The sequence below is a fragment of the Ciceribacter thiooxidans genome (assembly GCF_014126615.1).
Classification (GTDB): Bacteria; Pseudomonadota; Alphaproteobacteria; order Rhizobiales; family Rhizobiaceae; genus Allorhizobium; species Allorhizobium thiooxidans.
This window is the reverse complement of sequence record NZ_CP059897.1, coordinates 615,171-638,828: the sequence shown is the minus strand read 5'-3', so window position 1 is coordinate 638,828 and position 23,658 is coordinate 615,171. Positions and strand designations below refer to the sequence as shown.

Annotated in this window: 20 protein-coding genes and 1 pseudogene; 7 read left to right on the top strand and 14 right to left on the bottom strand. The window is 60.5% G+C overall.

Annotated features, from left to right (window positions below):
- Nucleotides 1–10: 10 nt before the first annotated feature.
- Nucleotides 11–940 carry an ABC transporter permease gene (locus H4I97_RS20955; protein WP_182308933.1) on the bottom strand — a complete coding sequence of 310 codons (930 nt, stop codon included), beginning with the start codon at nt 938–940 and terminating at the stop codon, nt 11–13.
- Between the two features lie 165 nt (nt 941–1,105).
- Here H4I97_RS20955 and phnF point away from each other — a divergent pair, with 165 nt between their 5' ends.
- Nucleotides 1,106–1,843, top strand: a complete 738-nt coding sequence (phnF, locus tag H4I97_RS20950; RefSeq protein ID WP_182308932.1) for a phosphonate metabolism transcriptional regulator PhnF — start codon at nt 1,106–1,108, stop codon at nt 1,841–1,843.
- 219 nt (nt 1,844–2,062) lie between these two features.
- On the opposite strand, the gene H4I97_RS20945 is transcribed toward phnF, so the two are convergent.
- The 5 genes and pseudogenes from H4I97_RS20945 to H4I97_RS24635 all read right to left on the bottom strand — a co-directional run.
- Nucleotides 2,063–2,863, bottom strand: coding sequence for an MFS transporter (locus tag H4I97_RS20945; protein WP_182308931.1), 801 nt, complete (start codon nt 2,861–2,863; stop codon nt 2,063–2,065).
- Entirely contained in the window at nt 2,848–3,276 is a 429-nt protein-coding gene (locus H4I97_RS20940) for an MFS transporter (RefSeq protein WP_182308930.1), read from the bottom strand. The genes H4I97_RS20945 and H4I97_RS20940 overlap by 16 nt, the downstream gene beginning before the upstream one ends.
- Entirely contained in the window at nt 3,273–4,676 is a 1,404-nt protein-coding gene (locus tag H4I97_RS20935; protein ID WP_182308929.1) for an FAD-dependent oxidoreductase, read from the bottom strand. The genes H4I97_RS20940 and H4I97_RS20935 overlap by 4 nt, the downstream gene beginning before the upstream one ends.
- Nucleotides 4,677–4,735: 59 nt before the next feature.
- Complete coding sequence (locus H4I97_RS20930; RefSeq protein WP_182308928.1) at nt 4,736–5,056, bottom strand: ArsR/SmtB family transcription factor; 321 nt, start codon at nt 5,054–5,056, stop codon at nt 4,736–4,738.
- 314 nt (nt 5,057–5,370) lie between these two features.
- A pseudogene (locus H4I97_RS24635) lies at nt 5,371–5,469 on the bottom strand (arsenical resistance protein ArsH); the annotation flags it as partial.
- A gap of 719 nt (nt 5,470–6,188) precedes the next feature.
- Here H4I97_RS24635 and H4I97_RS20925 point away from each other — a divergent pair.
- Nucleotides 6,189–7,781 carry an N-acyl-D-amino-acid deacylase family protein gene (locus H4I97_RS20925; RefSeq protein ID WP_182308927.1) on the top strand — a complete coding sequence of 531 codons (1,593 nt, stop codon included), beginning with the start codon at nt 6,189–6,191 and terminating at the stop codon, nt 7,779–7,781.
- A gap of 3 nt (nt 7,782–7,784) precedes the next feature.
- Here the strand turns inward: H4I97_RS20925 and H4I97_RS20920 are convergent, their stop codons facing one another.
- From H4I97_RS20920 to H4I97_RS20910, 3 genes are read right to left on the bottom strand one after another with little or no spacing between them, the layout of a single operon-like run.
- Entirely contained in the window at nt 7,785–8,972 is a 1,188-nt protein-coding gene (locus H4I97_RS20920; RefSeq protein ID WP_182309016.1) for a hypothetical protein, read from the bottom strand.
- A gap of 38 nt (nt 8,973–9,010) precedes the next feature.
- The gene (locus H4I97_RS20915; protein WP_182308926.1) at nt 9,011–9,982 is read right to left on the bottom strand and encodes an ornithine cyclodeaminase family protein; all 972 of its coding nucleotides are present in this window, start codon (nt 9,980–9,982) and stop codon (nt 9,011–9,013) included.
- Between the two features lie 21 nt (nt 9,983–10,003).
- Nucleotides 10,004–10,954 carry an SDR family NAD(P)-dependent oxidoreductase gene (locus H4I97_RS20910; protein WP_182308925.1) on the bottom strand — a complete coding sequence of 317 codons (951 nt, stop codon included), beginning with the start codon at nt 10,952–10,954 and terminating at the stop codon, nt 10,004–10,006.
- A gap of 86 nt (nt 10,955–11,040) precedes the next feature.
- Here H4I97_RS20910 and H4I97_RS20905 point away from each other — a divergent pair, with 86 nt between their 5' ends.
- From H4I97_RS20905 to H4I97_RS20885, 5 genes are all read left to right on the top strand, one after another.
- On the top strand, nt 11,041–11,916 hold the full coding sequence (locus H4I97_RS20905) for an NAD-dependent epimerase/dehydratase family protein (RefSeq protein WP_182308924.1): 876 nt from the start codon (nt 11,041–11,043) through the stop codon (nt 11,914–11,916).
- 254 nt (nt 11,917–12,170) lie between these two features.
- Complete coding sequence (locus tag H4I97_RS20900; RefSeq protein WP_244658892.1) at nt 12,171–13,403, top strand: ABC transporter substrate-binding protein; 1,233 nt, start codon at nt 12,171–12,173, stop codon at nt 13,401–13,403.
- Nucleotides 13,404–13,479: 76 nt separating this feature from the next.
- Entirely contained in the window at nt 13,480–14,388 is a 909-nt protein-coding gene (locus H4I97_RS20895; RefSeq protein WP_182308923.1) for a carbohydrate ABC transporter permease, read from the top strand.
- A complete protein-coding gene (locus H4I97_RS20890; RefSeq protein WP_182308922.1) occupies nt 14,378–15,208 on the top strand; it encodes a carbohydrate ABC transporter permease in 831 nt (276 codons plus the stop codon). Before H4I97_RS20895 ends, H4I97_RS20890 begins: the two co-directional genes overlap by 11 nt.
- 40 nt (nt 15,209–15,248) lie before the next feature.
- Complete coding sequence (locus tag H4I97_RS20885) at nt 15,249–16,319, top strand: ABC transporter ATP-binding protein (protein ID WP_182308921.1); 1,071 nt, start codon at nt 15,249–15,251, stop codon at nt 16,317–16,319.
- A gap of 171 nt (nt 16,320–16,490) precedes the next feature.
- Here the strand turns inward: H4I97_RS20885 and H4I97_RS20880 are convergent, their stop codons facing one another.
- From H4I97_RS20880 to H4I97_RS20860, 5 genes are all read right to left on the bottom strand, one after another.
- Nucleotides 16,491–17,558, bottom strand: coding sequence for an alanine racemase (locus tag H4I97_RS20880; protein WP_244658891.1), 1,068 nt, complete (start codon nt 17,556–17,558; stop codon nt 16,491–16,493).
- Nucleotides 17,559–17,662: 104 nt separating this feature from the next.
- Nucleotides 17,663–19,183, bottom strand: a complete 1,521-nt coding sequence (locus H4I97_RS20875) for a M81 family metallopeptidase (RefSeq protein ID WP_182308919.1) — start codon at nt 19,181–19,183, stop codon at nt 17,663–17,665.
- Nucleotides 19,184–19,276: 93 nt separating this feature from the next.
- Nucleotides 19,277–20,215, bottom strand: coding sequence for a LysR family transcriptional regulator (locus H4I97_RS20870; protein WP_182308918.1), 939 nt, complete (start codon nt 20,213–20,215; stop codon nt 19,277–19,279).
- A 139-nt stretch (nt 20,216–20,354) separates the two neighbouring features.
- On the bottom strand, nt 20,355–21,797 hold the full coding sequence (locus H4I97_RS20865) for an aldehyde dehydrogenase family protein (protein ID WP_182308917.1): 1,443 nt from the start codon (nt 21,795–21,797) through the stop codon (nt 20,355–20,357).
- A 555-nt stretch (nt 21,798–22,352) separates the two neighbouring features.
- A complete protein-coding gene (locus H4I97_RS20860; protein WP_182308916.1) occupies nt 22,353–23,555 on the bottom strand; it encodes an ROK family transcriptional regulator in 1,203 nt (400 codons plus the stop codon).
- Between the last annotated feature and the right edge of the window lie 103 nt (nt 23,556–23,658).

Here is a 23,658-nt window from a genome sequence, read left to right as displayed (position 1 = left end):
CCAGCCTTTCTCAAGCGTTCCTTCCGAGGCGTACCCTCGGATCTGCAAGGCCGTATGCGAGGTCGACCAGCAGGTTGATGACGATGACGGCGAGGGCGACGGCAAGCACGCCGAACTGCAGAACCGGATAGTCCCGGCGAATGGCCGAGGAGACCAGAAGTTCTCCAATGCCACGCCAGGAGAACACCGTCTCGATGACGACGCTGCCGGCTGCCACCAGACCGGCAATCTGCAGACCCAGCACCGAGAGGATGGTAATGTTGGCGTTGCGAAGCGCATGCTTGAGGATGACAACCCGCTCCGGCAGCCCTTTTGCCCGCGCAGTACGCAGATATTCCTGGTTCAGCACGTCCAGCATGGCGTTTCGGATGAAGCGGGTCATACCGGCGATGTAGAAGGTCGAAAGCGCGGTGACCGGCATGACGAAATGCAGCCAGGTGGAGTTGCCGGTCGAGGGCAACCAGCCCAACCAAAAGGAGAAGACAAGCAACAACAGTATCGCCAGGACGAAATTGGGAATGGCGTAGCCGAAGAAGGCACCACCCATGATCGCATTTCCGATCCAGGAATTGCGGTAGATCGCGGCGGCTATGCCCGCAGGCACGGAGACCAACAGCGTCAGCCCCACTGCGCCGATCATGAGCTGGAGCGATGGCCATACGCGCTCGGCGAAGATCTGTGCCACTGGACGCCGCTCGATCAGCGATAGGCCGAAATTGCCGTCGGCCAACGAAGCCAGATAGCGGACGAACTGTTCGCCGTAGGATCCGTCGAGCCCATAGTATTCGATCAGCAACTGGCGATCCTTCGCGCCGAGCCCTTCGCCGGCGAGAAAGTCGATTGCATTGCCGGAGAGCCGGGTGGCAAAGAACACCGCCGTAACGATGACGGCGACGGTCAGGCCTGTACGCAACACTCTGCTGACGACGAATTCGAGCATTCGCTTCACCTCGCAACTTGTCTAGACTGTATGAACATGTTCTGTTACAGCGATGTTGCCGGCACATGATTTTTTTGTGACGTGGTCGAGGATCGCTGGAAGGGCCGAGCAACCAAGGAATATGCCGGAGCGGCGCGGTGGATTCGGGCAGGCAAGGGTCAGCGAATGGACATTTCGAAAAATCCCGTCTGGCGGGACCGGGAACTGCCGGTATGGCGGCAAATCGAGGCGGATCTGGAGGTCGATGTACAGACGGGCGTGTATGACGCCGGCGAACGGCTGCCGAGCGAGCATGAACTGACGGCAAAGTACGGCGTTAATCGTCATACGGTGCGGCAGGCGCTTGCCAGCCTCGCGCAGAAGGGCATCGTCAAGGCGCATCAAGGTAAAGGCGTCTTCGTCGCCGACGAGCCGTTCGAATATAGGCTCGACCGAAACGCCAAGTGGAGCGAAGTGGAGAAGCGCTTCGACGGCGGACGTGGCGGACGCCTGCTCGACAGCTACGAGCAGCCGGCCAATCAGGCGATCGCCCGCACCCTGAAGCTGGAGGTCGGCACGCCGCTGGTTGTGACCGAGACCTTGCGCACGGTTGGCCCCGGCATCGCCACCTACGGCTATCACATGTTCGCCAAGCAGCGGTTCGACGGGATCGCCGCGGCCTTCGGCGAGACTGCGAGCTTCACGCAGGCGCTGGCCAGGTTCGGCGTCGATGCCTTCTTCCGCGCATCGACGTGGATCGACTGCCGCATGCCGCGACCGCGCGAGGCCGCGGCACTCGGTGTCTCAGTTTCCCTTCCGGTCATGATCATGACCTATGTCGACACTGACAGCGCCGGCACCCCCATCCTCTATGGCCACGGCGTGTTCCCGAAGCGAACGATGCGGATCAGGATCGACACTTGATCCAGATCCGGGCTCTGCAATGGAGAGCCGGGGACACTTGCAGCGTCCGGCAGACAAGGCGACAGCCGGTGTCTCACCTTCACGATGAGGACCGGTGCAATCCCGATCAGGGTCCGGCGAGATCCAGGGGCGCACCCGTTGAGAGCCTTCCCGGGCTCAAGAGAACCGGGATGCCGGTTTCCACGGCCATGGCGCTCCTCGGAGGAGGTGAAGGTTCGATCAGGACGGTATAGCCGCCGGCCCGTCCGGCGCTCTGGAAACCAGAGGGATAAGCGCAAACGCACCGGCGCCCGCCAGACCCACCGCCATGACGACCCAGAGCGCGCCGTGCACGCCGATCCCCGCCATGGATATCGACATCATGACCGGCGCGACGGCCGACGTCACCTGCTTGGCCGTCGTACCCCATCCCATCCTGCTGCCGTAGCCCTGCCGCCCGAAGAGTTCGAGCGGCAAGGTTCCTCCGACGATGCTCGTCAGGCCGGAGCCCAGTCCCATGCATATGGCGAAGATCACCGCCCCCGCGAACCACGGCGTCGTGGAAAGCAGGATCACGATCCCGATCGGCATCAAGACGGCCGCGATGACCGCGAGCCGGGACTGGGAAAGGCCGCCGCCTAACAACAGGTTTAGCAGCCGGCTGGCGACCTGCGCGGGGCCGAACAGGGAGGCGATCAGAAGCCCTGCCGTCCCGAGGCCCAGCGCCTGCGTAAGCGGCACCATGTGGACCAGCATGGCGGACAGTGCGTAACCTTCGATGGCGAAGCCGAGGAGCATCAGGAGGAAGACCAGCTTTCCGTTCGCTGCCGGGCGCCTTGCCTCTTCGGAGGGAGCCGCGCGCGCCGCCATCACGGCGCCAGATGTAAGGCGGGCAATGCCGAGGTGCACGGGAAGACAGACGAGGACATGCAGCGCCGCGTAGAGCAGCAGGACGTCCTGCCAGGGCATCCGGGCATGCAGCCATGAGGTCAGTGGCCAGAAAAGGGACGACGCGAAGCCAGCAATCAGCGTGAGATGCACGATGGACGTCTGCGCCCGCCGTCCCCCGCCTGCACGATCGCCGTGAAGGCGGTGGAATAGAGGACGCCTGCGGAGACGACCTGCATCATCGTCAGCGCAAGCGCGAAGGTCGCGGGTCCTGTCGAAAGCGCGGCAAGGACCAGGGTGAGCGCCGCGCCGCAGGAGCCGGTGGCCATCACCCTTCCGGCACCCCACCGGTCCGCAAGCCTGCCGGACATGGGCGCAGCGAAGGCCCCGACGAGCAGGGCGACGGAGAACATTCCATAGACCTCCTGCTCCGACACCGCGAGGTCGCGCGCGATGTCGGGCACGAGAATGCTCAGGCAATAATAGAGCGTGCCGTAGCCGATGATCTGCGTGGCACCCAGCCCGGCAAGCGCCCGGACCGGCAGTCTTGCTTCGGACGACTTCACAATCTCTCGACCGCCCTTTCCGTCGGGGCCTTCGCACCGCAGCCGCAGCCTGCTTTGCCTTCGTCCTTCGCCACAGTGTCCGCCTCGCAGCATGCGTCCTCACGTGTGGTCGACGGCCCGCCGCAGCAGCCGGACGACACGGCCGACTTGACGCCGGCGGAACAGACGCCTGTTTCTGGAAGTACCAGTTCCACCCGCCGGGCTGCCTCGTGGTCGCCAGCGATCTCCGCGACGACAGAGCGGGCCTGCTCGTAGCCGGTCTTCATCAGGAACGTGGGCGCGCGTCCGTACGACTTCATGCCGACAATGTAGAAGTCCTTTTCGGGATGGGAAAGCTCTTCCACGCCATGCGGAGGGACGGTGCCGCACGAATGCAGGTTCGGGTCGATGAGCGGAGCCAGCGCTGGCGGCGCCTCGATCGCGGGATCAATCCCGATGCGGAGTTCGCGAAGGAAGTCGAAGGCCGGCCGGAATCCCGTCGCCACCACGACGTTGTCAACGACTAAGCGGATCTCCCGTCCGCCGGCAGCCGCAAGCACCGTCACCTGCTCCCCGTCCTCCTGGACGGCACGGGCGGCAAACCCCGTCAGCATACTGAGCTTGCCCTCGTCCATGGCCTTCTTCGCGGCAAGGCCGAGCGCGCCGCGTTCGGGGAGCTGATCGTTCAGGCCCCCGCCGAGCAGACGGTCGACGCCACTCTGGCGGAGCGCCCAGAAAATCTCCGTCTCCGGATCGGATTGCTGCAGCTCCATGAGCGCGAGGGCCGTGTTGATCGCCGAGTGGCCGCTGCCGACGACGAGGGTCCGTTTTCCCGCGAACGTGCCGCGGCGCATCCCGGTGACGTCCGGAATACCGTAGGAGATCCTGGTCGTCTGGCGCTCGCCCGCGACCGCGAGCCCATCCACGCCCATCGGGTTCGGCTGGTTCCACGTGCCGGAGGCGTCGATGACGGCGCGCACATCCACCTCCCGCTCGATGCCACCGTCGAGGTATCGCACAACGAATGCCGCCGTATCCCGCCCTCGCGAAGCCGCCTTGTCCAATCCCTTCCGAGTCACTGCCGTCACCGTCGCGCGCAGCCTGACGGCCCGGCGGATTGGAGCGACCCTCGACAAAGGCACCAGATAGTTCTCGATGATCTCCTTTCCATTCGGCAGAGCGTCTGGATTTGGGGCTTTCCAGCCTTCGGCCTCGAGGAGGCGGCGTGCGGCGTCATCGATATTGTATCGCCAGGGCGAGAAGACACGGACGTGCCCCCATTCCAGCAGAGAAGCGCCAACGGAACCGCCCTTCTCGAAGACAATGGGCTCGATGCCGCGTTCAACGAGGCGTGCGGCCGTCGCAAGCCCGACCGGCCCCGCACCTACGACCGCCACGGGAAGTTCTGATCTGGCAGACATCATGCCCTCCTTTTCCATAGTTCTAGAATTATAGAATTACCGGCGTAAAAAAAGAGGCGTCACACCACCTCTTCCTCCTGCTCGCCGCAACATTTCTCGTCCGCGCAGCACTCATCCACGAGAAAGCCGATCAGCGACTGCATGGTCGGATAGTCTGCCCGGCAGATCAACGTCGTCGCTTGTCTCTCCTGTGATGCGAGACCCGCCTCCACCAGCCGTTTGAGGTGGTGGGACAAGGTCGACGCCGGGATGCCGATGCGCTCCTGGAGATGACCGACGGCGATGCCGTCGCGCCCCGCCCTCACGAGCACCCGGTAGATATTCAACCGGGAGGGATTTCCCAGCGCCTCCAGTTGTGATGCTGCTTCTTCGATAATCATGGAAATACGCTATGCAGTTTGAGCGAGGCTGTCAATGGCTATTTCGACATTCATCGAAATACATCATCTTGCCACCAGACGTTCATAGCAGAGACAATGGGGCTCGTTACCAACAACGGAAGCAAGACTGCCGCAGGTACCCATCCGAAAGGTCGACCTCCGATGAGCGTTCCAACGAAGGAGCGAGCGGCCATCACCAAAAGGAATTCCGGTTCCTGCCGAAGACTGCAAAGGCGTTGCCGCGGCCGCACCGGATGAACCCGCCAATCATAGAGGGCAGACTTCCGACCAGCTTGATGACGACGCCGAGAAGCGACGACCCGATCGTCAAGGGATGACTCCTTCTTCTGGCCGAAGGCGTCGACCTTTTCGAATGCTTTCGCCAGGGAACTCTGATTGGGAATCGTCATCAACATTCGGGCGGCTCAGCCATGTCCCGCGTGGCCAAGTTTTTCCTCCAGGTGTCGGCCCCTACCGACCAAGGTCCGATGTAACGCAGACTTGCTGACCGTGATGCCCTCAATCGCGAGGCTCGAACAAGGTCCTGTCCCAGCTATCAACGAGCCGGGCCACGGTCGCATCTGTATGCGCTTCAATCTTCTAGGAACTACTATCCTCGCCAAGGCGGACAATTCAGACATGAACGCTCCGCGGCCCATGCACCATTCTACGTGATCTATGTGTATTCCGCATTTCCCCAGAAATGCGGGCCACCATACTCTGGTTCGACCCGCTGTTCTGCTTCGGCGCCATGCCAACCGATACAAATCTGTAGGTGCTTCCGCAATGCAAGACCTCCCCCGACGACCGTCGTTGTCGTCACTGACACCGAATTTTGCCAAGCAGAACACAGTGCCGAGGCTATTGGGAGAGGCGCCGACACGTCGAAGTCGCTTGCCGTCAACACCCTTCTTCCCAACTTCACCCACTTCGACACGCTTGATGCCGCCCGTGACGCCTCGATCGACCCCGAGAATTCGCCGGCAAGCGCTTGGACCGAGGCCGGCTTGCAGATCCGCGTCTGCACGTTGGAATGAATGCGGCGGCAGCACTCTGAGGTCCGGACCGGAGGTTGCGGACGAATATCCGCCCAAGGGCGATTACTGAAAAAGTTCCGCTTAGGGAGAAACGCATGACTGATCGGACGCTAATCCGAAGTGTTCGCATTATCGATGGAACCGGTTCGCCGTGGTATCGTGGAGATGTGCTGATCGATGAGGGTCACATCTCGCGAATCGGGACGGACTTTCCACGAGAAGCGGCGGACATCGTCGTCGAAGGCGCGGATCGCTATCTCGCGCCTGGCTTCATCGATGCCCACTGCCACGACGACCTTATATTCCTGCGCGAGCCGGACCGGCCGGAAAAGGCCTTCCAGGGTGTCACCAGCATTGTCGTGGGAAACTGTTCCTTCTCGCTCTATCCGGCCGTCGATACGTCACGGGAGAACCTGCGACGGCACTTTTCGGGACTGCTCGGCCACACCGAAGACCGCGAGATCTTCGATGATCTGCAGTCCTATCGCGAGCGACTGGAAGGTCAGGGAATTGCCCTCAATCTCGTGTCCCTTGTCGGCCACGCAGCTTTGCGCCTAGCGATTTTGGGGCACGATCGCAGGCACGCGAGCGAAAGCGAGATCAACACGATGTGTGCGATGCTAGACGTCCAGCTCTCGCAAGGCGCGGCGGGTCTGTCTCTCGGACTCGTTTATCCCCCGAGCGCATTCGGCGACATGACTGAGATGGTAGCGCTCGCCGGCGTCGTCCGCCGCCACGGCAAGGTCCTCGCAGCCCATATCCGCGCCTATGAGGCGGGACTGCTTCCGGCAATGGAGGAGTTCGCCGACATTCTGCGTCTGTCGGGGGCCGCTGGGCTCCTCTCGCACCTTCAGTCGGCGGGACGGCCCAATTGGGGCCAAATCCCGGTTGCTCTGGACAGGCTGGAGGCCATGCGCCAGGAGGGCGTCGACATCAGTTTCGACATGTATCCCTATCCGGCGGGCAGCACCTGGATCCTGCAATTGCTGCCGCCGGCCACGATGGATGGCGGCCTCGAAGCCCTCAAGAAGCGGCTCGAAGATGAGTCCTTCCGGGAACTCCTGCGGCGCTGGGTCAATCAGGGAGGCCCGGAATTCGACAGCCAGAGCAAGGTGTCCCTGATCGGGTGGGAAAACGTACAACTTTCAGCGATCGGCATCGACGCGTTGAAAAACTTCGAGGGACTGGACATGCAAGCCGCGGCGGAGCGGGTTTCTGTTGAGCCGTTCGACCTCATGCTCCGTTTCATTCTGGAGGATGATGGCCAAACAGGCATCATCCTGTTCCAGCTCGACGAGGACGACCTGAAATGCGCCTGTTGCCATCGCCTTTACATGGCGGGCTCGGATGGCTTGCCACGCCCGGGATCCAGGCCTCATCCGCGGGCGTTCGGGACTTTTCCGCGCATTGCGGGGCCGCTTCGGCGGGACAGGAAATGGTTCGGGATCGAGGATGCCGTTCGGAGGATGACATCGGTTGCCGCCCAGCGATTTTCGCTGCTGGATCGCGGCGTCGTCCGGCCCCGCATGGCAGCCGATCTGGTGCTGTTTTCCGATGACATCGCCGATCGCGCGACCTTTGAGCGATCGACGGAAATGGCCACCGGTATTTCCCATCTCTGGGTCAACGGAAGGGCGGTCGTTGCCGACGGGAGGCTGACGGGAATCCGTCCTGGCCGCGTGATCTGACTGTCACGCTCGGAGACGGGTAACGGCCTTGCGGACCCAGTCGAGCCGCGCCTTTGGGATCAGCCCGTAATTGTAGAAATTGATGCCGTCGGCGCCGCCCGCTCGGGCGGCCTCTGCTCGCAAGGCAAGGTCATCGGCTCCGCGCATTTCCGGATAGAACACCCGAAAGCCCACTCCCAGATATTTGTCCGGACCGAGGATGTCGCGGCCGTTCCTCATAAGAGCCGCGATGTCGTCCACTTCCATGTCATAGCCGCAGAGAATGGCGCCGTCGCACACCTTGCCGACAGCAGCAAGGTCCACGCCGCCGATCCAACCGTCCTTGAGATCGATCAGCACGATCTTGCTGGCCTCGTCGGCCTGCTCGCGGATTTCGCGAACAAGGCTGGTGACGGGCTCGGTACGCCAGGCGAGGAAGGCATATAGATCGGGATAGTCGCGAAAGGCGGAAATGCCTTTTTCCGGAAAGTCCGCGAACTGAACTTCGGGAACCGCGCGCTCGCAGGCCTCTGCGAGAAACTTGCGAACGACCTTCCGCGCACCGTCGATGTTGATCCCGACGCGCATGGTGGCCGTGCGGCAATGGTCGCAGAAGCAGAGGGAAAACAGGAAATCGTCCTCAGGCGTCAGGCCGACGCCGTCCTTCTCATGGTGGAAGCCGTGCAGGAAGCCCATGAAGTTCGGGCTTTCGAGTTCAACCATGTCTGGCTTATAGCGGCTGGTGATATCCCGCACCATCGTCGCGACATAGTCGCGGGCGGCAGGGCTCGACGGGCAGAGATTGAACGGATTGGGATCGCCGAATGCATTGCGTGTGACATCGCCGGGATGAAGCAGACCGAGGCGCGTATTGTGAAGGCATACCGTCCAGCAGGAAACGGACATGCCGCCCTCATCACGAGCCCTGATCAGGGTGTCCAGCATATCACCCCGCGCGGCGACGTTGCGCGCCATGAGCGGCTGGATGCGCTTTTGCTCCCAGAGCTTCGCCTGGGGGCGATAGTAGACGGTGCCGTCTTCCGGGAAATAGGATTTCCGGCCGGGGCTTCTCGGTTGCAGGAAATGGCCGGCATGATAGGAGGTCGCCAGACTGACGTTGTTCAAACCCGCCCGGTCGCGCAATTCGACAGTCAGCCGGTCCAGACCCTGATCCTGGATGTCCCAGGAATAGGTCCACATCGCAAGTCGCATGCTCGCCTTCATCTTCGTGGCCATCGCCGGCAAGCCCGTCAGAACTCAACCGCGGATCCCAAACCATTTTCGGCGGCTCGCCGGACAGCGAGGTCGGCGACAACCAGATCCTGCAGCGACACGCCTGTTCCGTCGAAGATCGTGATCTCCTCGGCGGACCTGCGTCCTTCACTGATACCAGAGATCACCTCGCCGATTGAGCCGCGAATATCGCTCTCCTTGATCAACCCCTGCGCATAGGCGTGCTGGAACTCGCCAATACTGATCGATTGGGCCGCTTCGTCGACGAAGAGCGCGGCAGCAGAGACGAGCCGTGGATCAAGCTCCTGCTTGCCTTTCGTGTCGGCGCCCATGGCGGAGATATGCGTTCCCGGCCGAACCCAAGCCCGGTCAACCAGAGCCTTGGTAGAGGGCGTGACGGTGATTAGAATGTCGGAAAGCCGGGCGACGTCCTCGCGGTTCTCGTGGGCATGGTAATCAAGGCCGAGCTCAACAACCGTCTTGCCGAAGGCGGCCAGGTTGCCCGGCGAGGGATCCCATGCATGTACGGTCGTGATCTGCCGGACAGCAAGGGTCGCCAGTAGTTGATAGACGGACTGTGTGCCCGTTCCGATGATGCCCAGGACCGCCGAATCCGCTCGGGAAAGGTGCTTGGTAGCAATCGCGCTTGCGGCCCCGGTACGGACGCCGGTGAGGTAATTGGCGCTGACGAGCGCCGATGCACGCCCGGTATTGAGGTCGAATAGGAGCGTGGCGGACTGATGGTTCGTCAATCCGCGGGCCAAGTTGTGCGGCCAGTAGCCGCCCGCCTTAAGACCGAGAAACGGTGCGGAGACGTCGGCTCCCGTCTTCACACCGAAGACGGCGTCCGCATGGCCGACGACCTCGCGAACCACCGGATAGTTCCGCGCGAAACCCCGCGCCATGGCTGCAAAGGTCTGCTCGACTGCCTCGATGGTTTCCTCGATGGTGACGAGATCCCGGGCCAGAGCTTCGGAAATGATCAGCATGCTTAGTCTCCGCTGATTGAGTCAGGCTTCTAGGATGAATTCATCGATCATGACATTCATTCCGGCCAGCATGCCGCCGTCGACCGGCAGTGCAACTCCGGATATATATCCGGCCTCGTCGGATCCGAGGAAGCAGACAGCTCTGGCAATGTCCATGGGCTCGGCGACGCGACCGAGCGGATACCAGCGACCAAGCTTCTGGAATATGTCCGGATCCTTCTGCTGGCGAATGGTCCAGGTGACGTTTTCGGTTCGCACCGAACCGGGGCACACTGCGTTGCAGCGGATGCCGTCGCGGCCGAATTCGGAGGCCACTGACATGGTAAGGTTGATGATGCCAGCCTTGGCGGCACTGTAGCTGGGATTGCCGAAGTAGCGCATCCCGTTCACCGACGCGATATTGACGATGGCGCCGCCACCCTTGGCTCGCATGCGCGGGATGATCGCTCTTATGCAGTGATAGGTGCCGTTGAGGTTGACTTCGATCTCGCGATGCCAGGATTCGAGCTTCATTCCCTTAAGGTCGCCGGCATCGGTAAAGGCCGCATTGTTGACAAGAAGGTTTGCGGGCCCAAGCGCCGCCTCGGCAGCGGAAAAGGCGGTCTCGACTTGGGCCGCGTCGGTGATGTCGGCCTTGACGAAGACCGCGCGCCCGTCGGCCTCGATGATCTGGCTGACCGTCTCGTGGCCGCTTGGCTCATCCACTTCCAGCACGGCAACCGCGGCGCCCTCGGCAGCCAGCTGGCCGGCTATGCAGCGGCCGATACCGTGGCCTGCACCCGTCACAATCGCAATGGTCCCGTCATGGCGCGGCATATCTCGACTCCTGTCGATCACTTGTTGCGTTGGAAAGCGCGACGGCAACCCATTTGCGCCCCTGCCATCCTCATCGACAACTACCGGCGGACGGTTCAGTCTTCCAATGCAGAACAAACATGACAGGATCACGATTTCGCATTCGCCTTGCCGCATCGCACGGACGTAGGGTGACTCGATCTGCCCGCCGGACGGAAACCCGCAGGGAATTCGGCGGCATCGCACAGGTAAGGGAGCATCGAATGAAGAACATCGTCGTGACTGGTGGCAGCGGCAAGGCAGGCCGGGCGGTGTGCCGCGGTCTCGTTGAGCATGGCTACAACGTCCTGAACATCGACATGCAGGCGTCGAAGGATCCCGTCTGCCCGTTCTACAAGGTCGACCTCAACGATCTCGGCCAGGTCATCGACGCCATGCAGTGGAGCGGTGGCAAGGATCATCCCTTCCGCAAGTTCCGCACGCCGGACGCAGTCGTCCATCTCGCGGCCATCCCCGCTCCTGACCTGATGCCCGACGACGTCATCTTCCGAAACAATGTCGTGTCGACCTACAATGTCTTCGATGCGGCGATCCGCGTCGGTGTCAAGCGCATCGTCTGGGCATCGAGCGAAACCACGCTCGGACTTCCCTTCAGCCCGTCGAACCCGCCTTCCTATGTGCCGGTAGACGAAGACCATCCGATGCGTCCCGAAAGCGCCTACTCACTATCGAAAGATCTCGGAGAGGAGATGGCACGGCAGATGCAGCGCTGGAATCCGGACACGACCTTCATCGGGCTGAGGCTGTCCAACGTCATGGAGCCCGCTGACTATGAACAGTTCGCCTCGTGGCAGGACGATCCGCACTTCAGGGAATGGAACTGCTGGGGCTATATTGACGGGCGCGATTGCGCGCAGGCGGTACGGAAGGCATTACATGTCGATCTAGTCGGCGCCGACCATTTCATCATCGCGAACGCGGATACCGTGATGGCGCGCGGCAGCGCCGAACTGATGGCTTCGATTTTCCCGAACGTGGCCGTCAAACGTCCTATCAAGGGTCGGGAAACGCTCCTGTCGATCGACAAGGCTCGTCGCGTGCTTGGCTATGAACCGGAGTATGACTGGGGCCGGCCCTGACAGGATCGTCCGGGAAACATCGGTTGGTTAGAACGAAGGCGGGTTTAGGCCCGCCTTTTTTGCGTTCTGCGTATCCGCGCGGCGTGGCCTTGTCTCGCGCCTCGCCGCTATGCCGCTTCTTCATGCCTTCATGCGATAATAGTATTTTAACCCGCCTTAATGGTGTCGCACAGTGTGCTCGTCAAGTCGAAAGCCTGAATGCGAAATGCGTCAGGTAGAAGAAGGGATAGCGACCCCATGAGGAGAACACATCGATGAATTTCAGCATTCGGAGTGCAATGACAGCATCCGCACTGGCCGTGGGCATGGCTTGGGCAGGGGCTCCGGCCTTGGCGGAGACGCAGGTCAATTTCACCGTCGCGGAGTATAGTTCCAAGACCGGACCCTTCTTCCAGGAAATGGCGGACGCGTTCCAGCAGGAAAATCCCGACATCAAGATCAACATACAGGTAGTTCCGTGGGACACGCTCTTGCAGCGTCTGACCACCGACATTGCCGGAGGACAGGCGCCGGACATTTCGATCATCGGCACACGCTGGCTTGTCGATTTCGAACAGCAGGGCATCGCCGAGCCGGTCGATTCCTACCTTACACCGGAATTCAAGGCGACCTTCATCGATACCTTCATGTCGCCGTCGGTCATCGACGGCAAGATCATGGGCTTGCCGGTCGCAGCATCCGCTCGCGCCATGCTCGTCAATACCGAGCTTCTGGACAAGGCGGGCGCCAAGGCTCCGACCAATTGGGACGAGTTCTACGAGGCGGCCAAGAAGCTGAAAACCTTGCCGGATGTGTTTCCCTTCGGTCTCCAGGGCAAGGAAATCGAGACGGACGCCTACTACTACTACAGCCTCTGGACGCATGGAGGCGACATCCTGAAGGCTGACGGCACCTCGGGCCTCGACACACCGGAAGCGCTCGCAGCAGCAACGCTGTACAAGAAGCTGATCGATGAAGGCCTGACCCAGCCCTCGCCGACAAATTACAACCGCGAAGAAATCTTCAACATGTTCAAGCAGGGCAAGCTCGGTATGGTATTTACCTTCCCGATGCTGATCCCGCAGATCAAGGCGGAAGCTCCGAACCTGAAATATGCGGTCATGCCGTTCCCGGAAGGAAAAGCCAAGGCCACCTATGGCGTGACGGATACGCTGATGCTCTTCTCCTCGTCGCAGGTGAAGAAGGAAGCCTGGAAGTTCATCGAGTTTTCCTACAGGGATGAATGGCGTCAGAAATTCGACCTCGGCGAAGGCTTCCTGCCGGTGACGAAGAACGTCGCGACACTCGACAACTTCACCAAGGACCCGGACATCGCCGGCTTTGCTGCGGGCCTTCCGTATGCCAAGTTCGCTCCGACCATCGCCAACTGGGAAGAAATCGCCGACGTGACGGTTCGCACGATGCAGCAGATCTATCTCGGCCAGGCCCAGCCTGAAGAAGCCCTCAAGGCCGCAGCAGCCGAAATCAACAAGATCCGCGGCAAGTAAACGAGACAAAAAGGGGCGGCGACTGCTGCCCCTTTTTCGATGTCATGTCCGGCGGACCAGGACGGGAAGCCCCCTAATGAAATCTACGTTGCGCTCCACGCCTCTGCTTATGATCCTGCCGAGCCTGCTGCTTGCAGTCCTGATCATCGGTTATCCGGTTCTCGATCTTGGATGGACTTCGATGCAGGAGGTCAGCCGCTTCGGCAAGCTGATGGGGTTTTCAGGTTTGAAGAACTTCTCGGAAGTCTTCGCCGATCCGCTTTTCTATGCGTCGCTCGGGCGCACGGTGATCTGGACCGTCGTCGTGGTCGGCGGCACACTGGTCATATCGCTGCCAGTCGCCATCATGCTGAACGACGATTTCTATGGCCGCAGCGTGGCACGCGTCATCATCATGTTGCCCTGGGCAATCTCGCTGACCATGACAGCCGTACTTTGGCGCTGGAGCCTCAACGGCCGCGCCGGTCTGATCAATGCCACACTGATGGACCTCCATATCATTTCAGAGCCAGTCGAATGGCTGGCCACGGCTTCACTGGCATTCACCGTAGAGATCCTGGTCGGGATCCTGGTTTCGATACCGTTTACGACGACGATCTTTCTGGGCGGGTTGTCCTCGTTGCCACAGGACTCGTATGAGGCGGCAGCTGTCGATGGAGCGAGGCCGTTGGAAATGTTTCGCCATATCACGTTGCCGCTGATGAAGCCCTTCATCAATATCGCCATCGTCCTCAACGTCATCTACGTCTTCAATTCATTGCCGATCATCTGGGTCATGACAGAGGGCGGTCCGGCAAATGGTACCGACATCCTCGTCACCTACCTCTACAAGCTCGCCTTCCGCTTCGGACAACTGGGCAAGGCATCGGCGATCTCGTTGATCATGTTCGGTGTGCTCTTCGTCTTCACCATCGCCTACGTCTTCCTCGTCATGCGCCAGGAATCCGACAATCTAGCCGAGGAGCAGGTCATAAATGACGCCTAAACTCAAGAAATCGATACTCTACTGGGTCCTGCTCTCTCCCCTTTGCGTTGTCATCCTCCTTCCATTCGGCATTATGTTCGTGACCGCCGTGCGACCACGCGACGAACTGTTTGTCTATCCGCCGACTTGGACTTTCAGTGAATTTCGCTGGGTAAACTTCGTCGAGATGTGGGCGAAGACCAACTTCGGTGGCGCACTGCTCAACAGCCTTTATGTCAGCATCGCATCCACCATTATCGCGATCCTGCTGTCTATCCCCGCGGCCTACGCACTTTCCCGCTACCGGTTCGTCGGCAAGGGACTCTACAGAAACTTCCTGCTGATGACCCAGATGATGTCGCCAATCGTTCTCGTCCTGGGCCTGTTCCGGCTGATGGTACACCTCAATCTGGTCAACAGCCTCAATTCGCTGGTCGTCACCTATGTTGCCTTCAACATGGCTTTCACGATCTGGATGCTGCAGAGCTACTTCAATACGATACCGCGCGACCTCGAGGAGGCCTCCTGGATAGATGGCGCAACCCATTTCACCAGCCTTGTGAAGATCTTCCTGCCTCTCGCCATTCCCGCAATGGTGGTCACGGCAATTTTCACATTCATCAACAGCTGGAACGAGTTCGTGCTGGCGCTCACGCTGATCCGCAACCAGAACGATTACACGCTGCCGGTGCAAATCTTCTCCCAGGTAGCTGGCCGATACCAGGTCGAATGGCACCATGTCATGGCGAGCACCGTGCTCGCCACAGTGCCGGTCGCCATCGTCTTCTCCTGGCTGCAACGTTATCTCATCCGCGGCATGGCGCTCGGAGCGGTCAAGTAAGCCCTCGGAACGATCCGGAACACAAAAGGACTTCGCATTCATGGCATCGGTTACAATCAAAGGCATCGAGAAGCGGTTCGGCGCTCTGCAAATCATTCACGGCGTCGATATCGAAATTAAGGACCAGGAATTCGTCGTTCTTGTCGGTCCATCGGGTTGCGGCAAGTCGACACTCCTGCGCATGATCGCCGGCCTGGAGCCGATCTCGGGTGGTGAAATCTTGATAGGATCGCGCGTCATCAACGACGTTCCGCCGCGCGACCGCGACATCGCCATGGTCTTTCAGAACTATGCTCTCTATCCTCACATGACGGTTTTCGACAACATCGGCTTCAGTCTCAAGCTGAGGAAGAAGCCGAAGGAAGAGATATCGACCAAGATCCACGAGGCAGCCGAGATCCTCAATCTCGGGCCCTATCTGGAGCGTTCTCCCCGGCAGTTGTCGGGCGGCCAGCGTCAGCGTGTCGCCATGGGCCGGGCGCTGGTCCGGGATGCCCAGGTCTTCCTGTTCGACGAACCTCTGTCCAACCTCGACGCAAAGCTACGCGTCGTCATGCGCACCGAGATCAAGGCTCTCCACCAAAGGCTCAAGACCACGTCCGTCTATGTGACCCATGACCAGATCGAGGCCATGACCATGGCGGATCGTATCGTGGTGATGAACAAGGGCCGCGTGGAACAGGTCGGCACGCCGATGGAGCTCTACGACTACCCGACCAACCTCTTTGTTGCGGATTTCATCGGGTCTCCTTCCATGAACTTCATCGAGGGCGTTGTGGCCGCCGATGACAACGGACCTTCCGTGGTGGCCTCAGACGGAACAAGGATGGCGATTTCGCGGCAAGCCGGCGTGAGCCCGGGCCGGAAGGTCATCTACGGCGCAAGACCGGAACATCTGGATCTGTCTTCCGGGCCTGAGGGGTTCGACGCGGTTATCGAAGTTGTCGAGCCGACCGGTCCAAACGTTCAGATCTTTGCCAACGTCGCCGGCAAGCGGATATGCGCGCTGACGAACGCGCGGCAGGCCTTCACGCCCGGACAGGTGATCAGGGTGCATTGCCCGCAGGAATCCGTTCACCTGTTTGATGCGTCGACCGGCGTACGAATCTGAACGGATTAGGTGCTCCTGGACATCGGTCTTGCGATGAGCCGCTAAGAGAGAGAGCGTGACCATCGCGGCCGACACGCTCTCTATCGTTGAAGGTAAAGCAAGCGTGGCGCACGGCTCCGTTCGGGAACGATGCGCTGATCTCCACTCACCAGAACTGCGAACAGCAGCACCCTACCAGCCGTTGATGCGTGGCCATGAGGCAATGTGCTGGTCGTCGTCGCCCACAATGACGTGGTAGCGATCATACATCGCCGCAGTCATGCAGGCATGGTTGGGCAGCACCCTTACCTTCGAACCGACCGGCAACAGATGGTAGGGGAAAGGTCCCTGGCTGACCAAAAGTCCGTGTTCCTGATAGACATGACCCACCGTGACTCCGGAGATGCGCTGCCGGCAAGACATGTCCATAACCATGCCGAAGCCGATATCCTCCGCGAGACCGGGGGCTGCGGTGCTGCGGTCCTTCGACAGAGCGAGGGCTCCCGCGTCGATCAGGGCAGTATTGAACTGGGGCCGGTGGCCGATGACCGTCGCAAGCACCGATAAGGCGATGTCGCGCGGCTCGCAGGAATGGATTTCCGACTGCATGACATCGCCGAACATGTAGACGCCACAGCGAACTTCGGTCAGCCCCTCGAAGCTGACACCATGGGTGGCAGTCGGCGTGGAGCCGACGCTGACAACGGGAACCGGAAGGCCAATCGCGCGTAGGCGTGTCGCCGCGGTTACCGCCACCATCCGCTCTTCTTCCGCAACCTTGCGGATGTCCTCGATGGTACGGCACTGGTACGAATGTCCGGCATGCGTGAGCACGCCTTCGAGACGGGTCCCTGGGAGTTCTACGAGCGCACGTCCAATTTCGAGCAATTCGGGCGACTCGGCGAAGACGCCGGCGCGCTTCTCTCCTGAATCCAGTTCGATGAGGACATCCAGCACGATACCGAGATCGACGGCTTGCCGGCTGATTTCCCGGGCAAAGTCCACCTGGTCGAGTATCACACCGATCTTGATCCCACGTTTGACGAGAGCGGCGATCCGGGGCAGCTTGTCGGGAAGAACGGTGACACCATAGGTGATATCCGTTATGCCGTTGTCAGCAAGGTATTCCGCCTCTTTGAGCGTCGATACCATCACGCCACCGAAGTTCCCGGCAATCGCGATGCGGGCGACGTCGATGGATTTCGCGGTTTTCAGGTGGGGGCGGAAACGCACGCCGTGATCCTCGAGTCTCGAGGTCATACGTCGCGTATTGGTCTCCAATATCCCTCGGTCCAGAATAAGGCTCGGAGTGTTGAGATCCTTCAATCCCATGTTTCCCTTCCAGAATATAGGTGAGTTCGGCTTCAGCCGCGCGGCCAGGTGACGTCGCGATCGACAGGAAAGATGGGGCGGGGCAGGAACTTGAACTCGAAACGCGAGAGTATCGGCGACGAAAGACCAGGCGCGTCCACCTCCACGACTTGATCCGGACCGAAGAACTCGTCGAAACCGGCGCGAAAATGGCCGCGGGATTTGACGACGACTGATCGTGCCTTGGCGATGTCGATTCCCATCATCTCCAGAAAGACTGGATCGGCACATTGTGTGCGGATGGAAACGACAACGACCTGAACGCCTTCCACATCAAGGAGAACCGTCGTGCCCAAATTGAGCCTGCGGTTGGCGTAGAAGCCACGGCGGCCTACGCAGTCACCGTCCCGAATACGCACTATCGTGGCGTTTGCCTCGAACCTGCGCGAGAAGCGATCCGGCTCGACCCGGTTGAAAACAGCCCGGAATGTTTCGCCCACACCGAGTTGCATTGCTTCCTGGGCCAGCAGGGGATCGTTGAAGATGCCGAGGACGCTACCCTTGGCGCGGGCACTCACAAGCGCCTCGAGGATCCATGTCGTGTTACCGTTTGCCCCACCGCCGGGATTGTCCGCGACATCGGCAAGAATAACGGCCGGAAGATCCGGATTTTCCCCCACAGCAACCGCTTTCGCAACGGCATCATCGAGCGAGGTCAGATGCGGATCGTAGCGACGGTAGTCCTTCCAGGCCGTTTCGGCGATATCACGGGCGACCGCTTCGGCACGGGCGCGATCGCTCCGGGCAGTCACGATGATGCACAAGCCGTTTTTTGGCGTATCGGCATAGGCAAAACCGCCGAGAATTGAGACATTCATGATCTCACCACCCGACTTGGCTTGCCCATATTTCATCAGATCCGCATAAGGACCCTTCTCCGTAAGAAGGGTCACCGTCGGTGGACAGACAGGCAGACGGATGATGCTCGCGACCGGACGCAATCCATCAAGCATTTCGATCAACGCCGCGGCGGCCTCGCGGCCCCGCGCTACCATATCGACGTGGGGATTCGTTTGGTAGGCAATCACGAGGTCGACCGCGGCAACCATACGGTCCGAGACGTTTCCGTGAAGGTCGAGGGTCGCGACAACGGGCGTATCCTTACCGACGACGGAACGCACCATCTCGAAGATCTCGGCATCGGGATCACGGTTCTCGGTGGTGATCATGGCGCCGTGGTTGCAGATATACACGCCATCGAGCGGCATTGCCGCTTCCAACCGGTTCTTCATATCCGCCAGTGTCTGTACGAAAAATTCGTGATCTATCGGGCCGCCGGCTTCGACCAACCCGATGAGAATTGGGACCGCCTCCCATTCAGTCGACACGTCCATCGTGGCGCAGAAGCTGTGTATTTCAGCAGGGATCCTCGATTCGTCCTCGCGAAGTTCCTCGGCCATTTCGATGCCTGCTAGGTAAAGCCGGCTAAGAAAATCATCGCGGCCGGTTACCGGCGCGAAGCTGTTGCTCTCAAGCATGAGCCCCAGGATGGCGATTCTTTTTTTCTGGAACATGGGACGATCTCTTTCTTGCATCTTCCCGAAGGATAGACCGCTGGATCGGACCCCTCCAATGCAAGCTTCGCCTCATTCAATGCATGGCCGGTATCAGGCATCCTCCTCGGACTGCAAAACCTGCAGCGGCTCGACTTCGCCGTCCAGCATGGACCATAGCTGTTCGGCCATGGCCGGGAGCGGGTCGCGAGAGCGGTAGATCCTGATCTCCACAGGAATGAACCATTTCTCATCTCCGGCCAGCACGAGGCTTCCGGATGCGAGTTCCTCGGAAATGCTGCTCTCTGGCAGCCAGGCCATGCCCTTGCCCTCCCTGCTCAGCGTCTTCAGCACCGCTGCGAGCTGGCTGACGAAGACCCTGCTAAGATACACCGGCTCCTCCACATGATTGATCATGTGATCGACGGCCCGGCCGATCGCCGAGGCTTCAGTATAGGCCAAATAGTGGACCGGCTCTTCGGGGGTGCCGGGAAGGCGGTCAAGTGGCGCGCCCGACGAATCCGGCAGCGTGACCGGCAATAGCCGGTCGGTACCGACGAGTTTCGAGGTGAAATGCATCGGCGGAAGGTTCATCTCTACCTGCGGATGCGCATGACTGATGGCAAAATGGCATTCACCCTTGATCAACGACTGGATACAGTCGGTGAACTGATATGAATCCAGCCGGATGTTGAATGCGTGTGTGCCGGATTCGATCGAACGGATCCATGCGGGGAAGAACGTCAGCGAAAGACTGTGAGTCGCGGCAAATCGGATGAGATTGGCGGACGTTTCGCTGACTCTGCGTGCGTCTTCCCGCCCTTGGAGGAGCCTTCTCAGCACTTCTTCGGCCACAGGCCGGAAGCGCTCACCCGAAGGTGTAAGGCTGATCGGCTGGGTCGTGCGGTCGAATAGCTTGGCGCCAACCCAGTCCTCCAGGCTCTTGATCCGGCGGCTGAATGCGGGCTGAGTTGTATAACGGGCCTCAGCCGATCGGGAGAAGTTTCTTGTGTCCACAAGACTGAGAAAGTCCTCCAGCCAGCGGCTTTCCATGTCGTACTCCGTTGTCGTGGCCGTTCGTTAGAGCCACTATCGTCAGAACTGGACGGCTGTCCAGCAAGAGTTCCGGCTTCGGGCCATGGCCCCGCACTCGCGCGTGGCAAACAACCCCCTGACCAAGCAGACGCTGTGGCTACAGCCTGATACCGACATTCTTTGTCTGCACATAACCGAGAAGAGCTTCCTGGCCCTTTTCCCTCCCATAGCCGGACCGGCGAGCGCCACCGAAAGGCGTCTCCACCCCACCGACCCACCAATCATTGACGTATACCTGACCAGCCACCAGACGGTCGACTGTCCATAGCGTGAGCTTAAGGTCGCGGCTGAAGACGCCGGCGGCAAGGCCATAGTCAGTACCATTGGCGATGGCGACCGCCTCCTCCGGAGTGTCGAAAGGAAGGACAACAAGGACGGGCCCAAAGAACTCTTCCTGTGCGATCCGCATGTCCGGACTGACATTGGTGAAAATCGTCGGCGGTAGAAAATAGCCCTCCCTGTCTAACCGTTTTCCGCCCATCTCGAGGGTGGCGCCCTCGGCGACGCCGGCATCGCACAAGGCCTCAATGCGCGACAACTGCCGCTCGGAAATAACCGGTCCCATGTCACAGCCGTCAGCGCCCGGGCCAACGCTCCGGCGCGCAGCCTCCGCCCTGATCTTCTCGACCAGCGTGCCGACGATCGACCGGTTTACCACCAAACGAGAAGCAGCCGAACAGATTTGGCCAGAGTGGTGCAGGATGCCGCGCGTGATATTACGCGCCGCATCGTCGAGATCGGCATCTGCATAAACGATGGCTGCGGATTTGCCTCCGAGCTCCATCACACAGGGGATGACCCGTTCCGCTGCAGCGCGCAAAACGCTCTTGCCCGTCTCCACGGAGCCGGTGAACACAATATGATCGATGTCCTTGTGACCCACAAGAGTAGCACCGGCTTCTTGACCATAGCCGCAGACGATATTGACAGCGCCCTTCGGAACAGAAGCACGTTCGCAGGCTTCGGCAAGCAAGAAGAGGCTGAGCGGAGAATCCTCGGGCGACTTCAGGACCACCGTGTTTCCGGTAATCAAAGCACAGGCAATGGAGCGCGCGCCTACGGGCAAAGGACCATTCCAGGGCACGATCTGGGCAGACACGCCATAAGGCATATGGACCGTATAGTCGACGATCCCGTCGCCGAGAGGAATTTGGCGACCCTCGAGCTTGTCGGCCATACCACCATAATATCGGAGGTAGCGCTGAGTTAGCTTGACTTCATTGTAACCGCCGGCCCGCGTCTTGCCGTTATCCTGGATTTCCACCTCGGCGATCTCGTCCGCCAGGAGGTCGAGCTGCTCGGCTATTGCGAACATGAGCTCCCCACGTGAGGCGGGCGACATAAGTTGGAGCCGCCGACTTTCAAAGCAGCGCCGGGCCGCCGTTACGGCCATATCGATCTCGGCGGCGGCCCCACAGGCGACGTGTGCAATATTTCTGCCCGTTGCCGGATCGGTGACCGGGATAGTTCTCCCGTCGCTGCTGTCGACCCATTCACCATCTATGAAGTTTCGCCAATATGATCGAATTTGCGTTACCATTATTTTCTCACGATTTCTCCTCGGAATTAGCGTAGATCGCCAGTCGTTCTCGCGCCAATGTCATTTCGCGATGCGACGATAAGTTTGAGGAATAGTGGACTGCCGTAATGACCACGATTCAGAACCCTCGCACGGCCCGCTCCCCGGAATCGCCTCGGATGTTGTGGTGGTTCAGATTGCGGGGAACATGCGCGCGCTCAATCACGCTTTTGAGGGCTTGACCGTCGATGAGTCAGCCAATAGGTCCAATTCCTGTTCAAGCGACCCGACCGAGCAACCGCTGCAGCTCGATCCGAGAATGCGGTGACGATCAAGGGCAAGACAGGGCGCAGGGTCATTTGCGCCTCCCTGGAAGCCAGTACTGTCCCGCCGATCTGCCGGAGACCCGCAACCGAGTGCCGTCCCCTGCACTGCTTGACACCCCACCCTGCCTTTTCGACTTAGTCGGGCGTGGCGCCAAACGAGGACCGTCCTGCCGGGCGAGCTCCCCCTGGTTTCTGTCGGTGGACGATGCTCAGCGATAATCGCGGTCGCGGAGACCCGGCGAAACCGAAATCAGCCTTTAAGAATTGCGGAGAAGCGCGGGTCGAAGGCCCGGCTTATCGGCTCTGCGGCCGCACCCAGCGCCACCGCCCAGGGATCTGTCATTCCAAGTTGCAGACGCGGTAGCGTCCGTTCGCCCCGGTCGGCAATCGACGGCAGGAGGGGTTGCATCGCCTCGATCAGCCGACCGGCCAGGGTCGGCGGCGTCCCACCGCAGAGGATTACCGTCTGCGGGTCGAAGATCGTTTCGATCAGATGCACGCTCCAGCGCAGATCCGCGGCTGCGGCTTCTACCCATCTTCCGATCCTCGGATCGTCTGACGAAGCCAACTGCGCCATCTTCTCTTGAGAATCTAAGGCACCCGGGTCGATTTTCAGATACTGGTAGAGCGAGGCCAGCGAGGCATGATGCTCAAGCGGGGTGCGTGTAGCACCGCCCGAATGCAGCAGGGCCATGCCGATCTCGCCGGCATTACCTCCTGCGCCGTTGTAAAGTTCACCTCCTAGGATGAGGCCGGCGCCGATGCCGTAACCGAGATACAGGCAAACGACATGGTCGAGGCCGTGGGCGGCGCCCACCATCCGCTCAGCCGTGGCGCATGCCGTCGCATCGTTCTGCAGGCTGACATCCAGACCGGTTCCCGACATCAGCGTCTCCAGCAGCGGGAATCTCTGCCACGCCTCCATCATCCACGGGTCGTCACCGGAACCGCCGACCCCGAAGGGGCCGGGCATCGCGATGCCAAGGCCGACCAGCCGCCTCTCGGACTGGCGTGCGACCTTGGTCAACGCACCCCGAATTTCGGCGATCAGTGCCAAGACCACCTTTGCACCGGCAGCCGGTCCACCGGGCGGCAGGGTGGCTTGCGCGCGCGCCAGTATGTTTCCCATCAGATCCACAGCAAGCGCCCGCGTCACATGCCGGTCGATCTGCAGGCCGATGGCAAAGGCGCCTTCCGGTACCAGACGGTAGGGCGTTGAGGGTTGCCCCCTGCCCCTGCGGATCGTTTGCCCGGCGGTCACCAACCCGTCCTGTTCCAACTCATCGATGATGTTCGAAACTGCCTGCTTGGTGAGCCTCGTCGCCCGCGCGAGGTCCGCCCGCGACAGCGCGCCGTTAATGCGCAGGGCATCGATCATCACCCGGCGGTTATGCGTGCTGGTGCCCTCGTGATTAGTGCCGCTCGTGGCGCGGATCGGCCGGCGTTCATTCATGCAGGGTTACCTCTTGACTCTACTAGAGTATTGGAGAAGTAATAAGTCAAGACATTTGACTTATTAGGGACCGAAGAGTTCCGGGAACAAGGCGCCCGCAGTG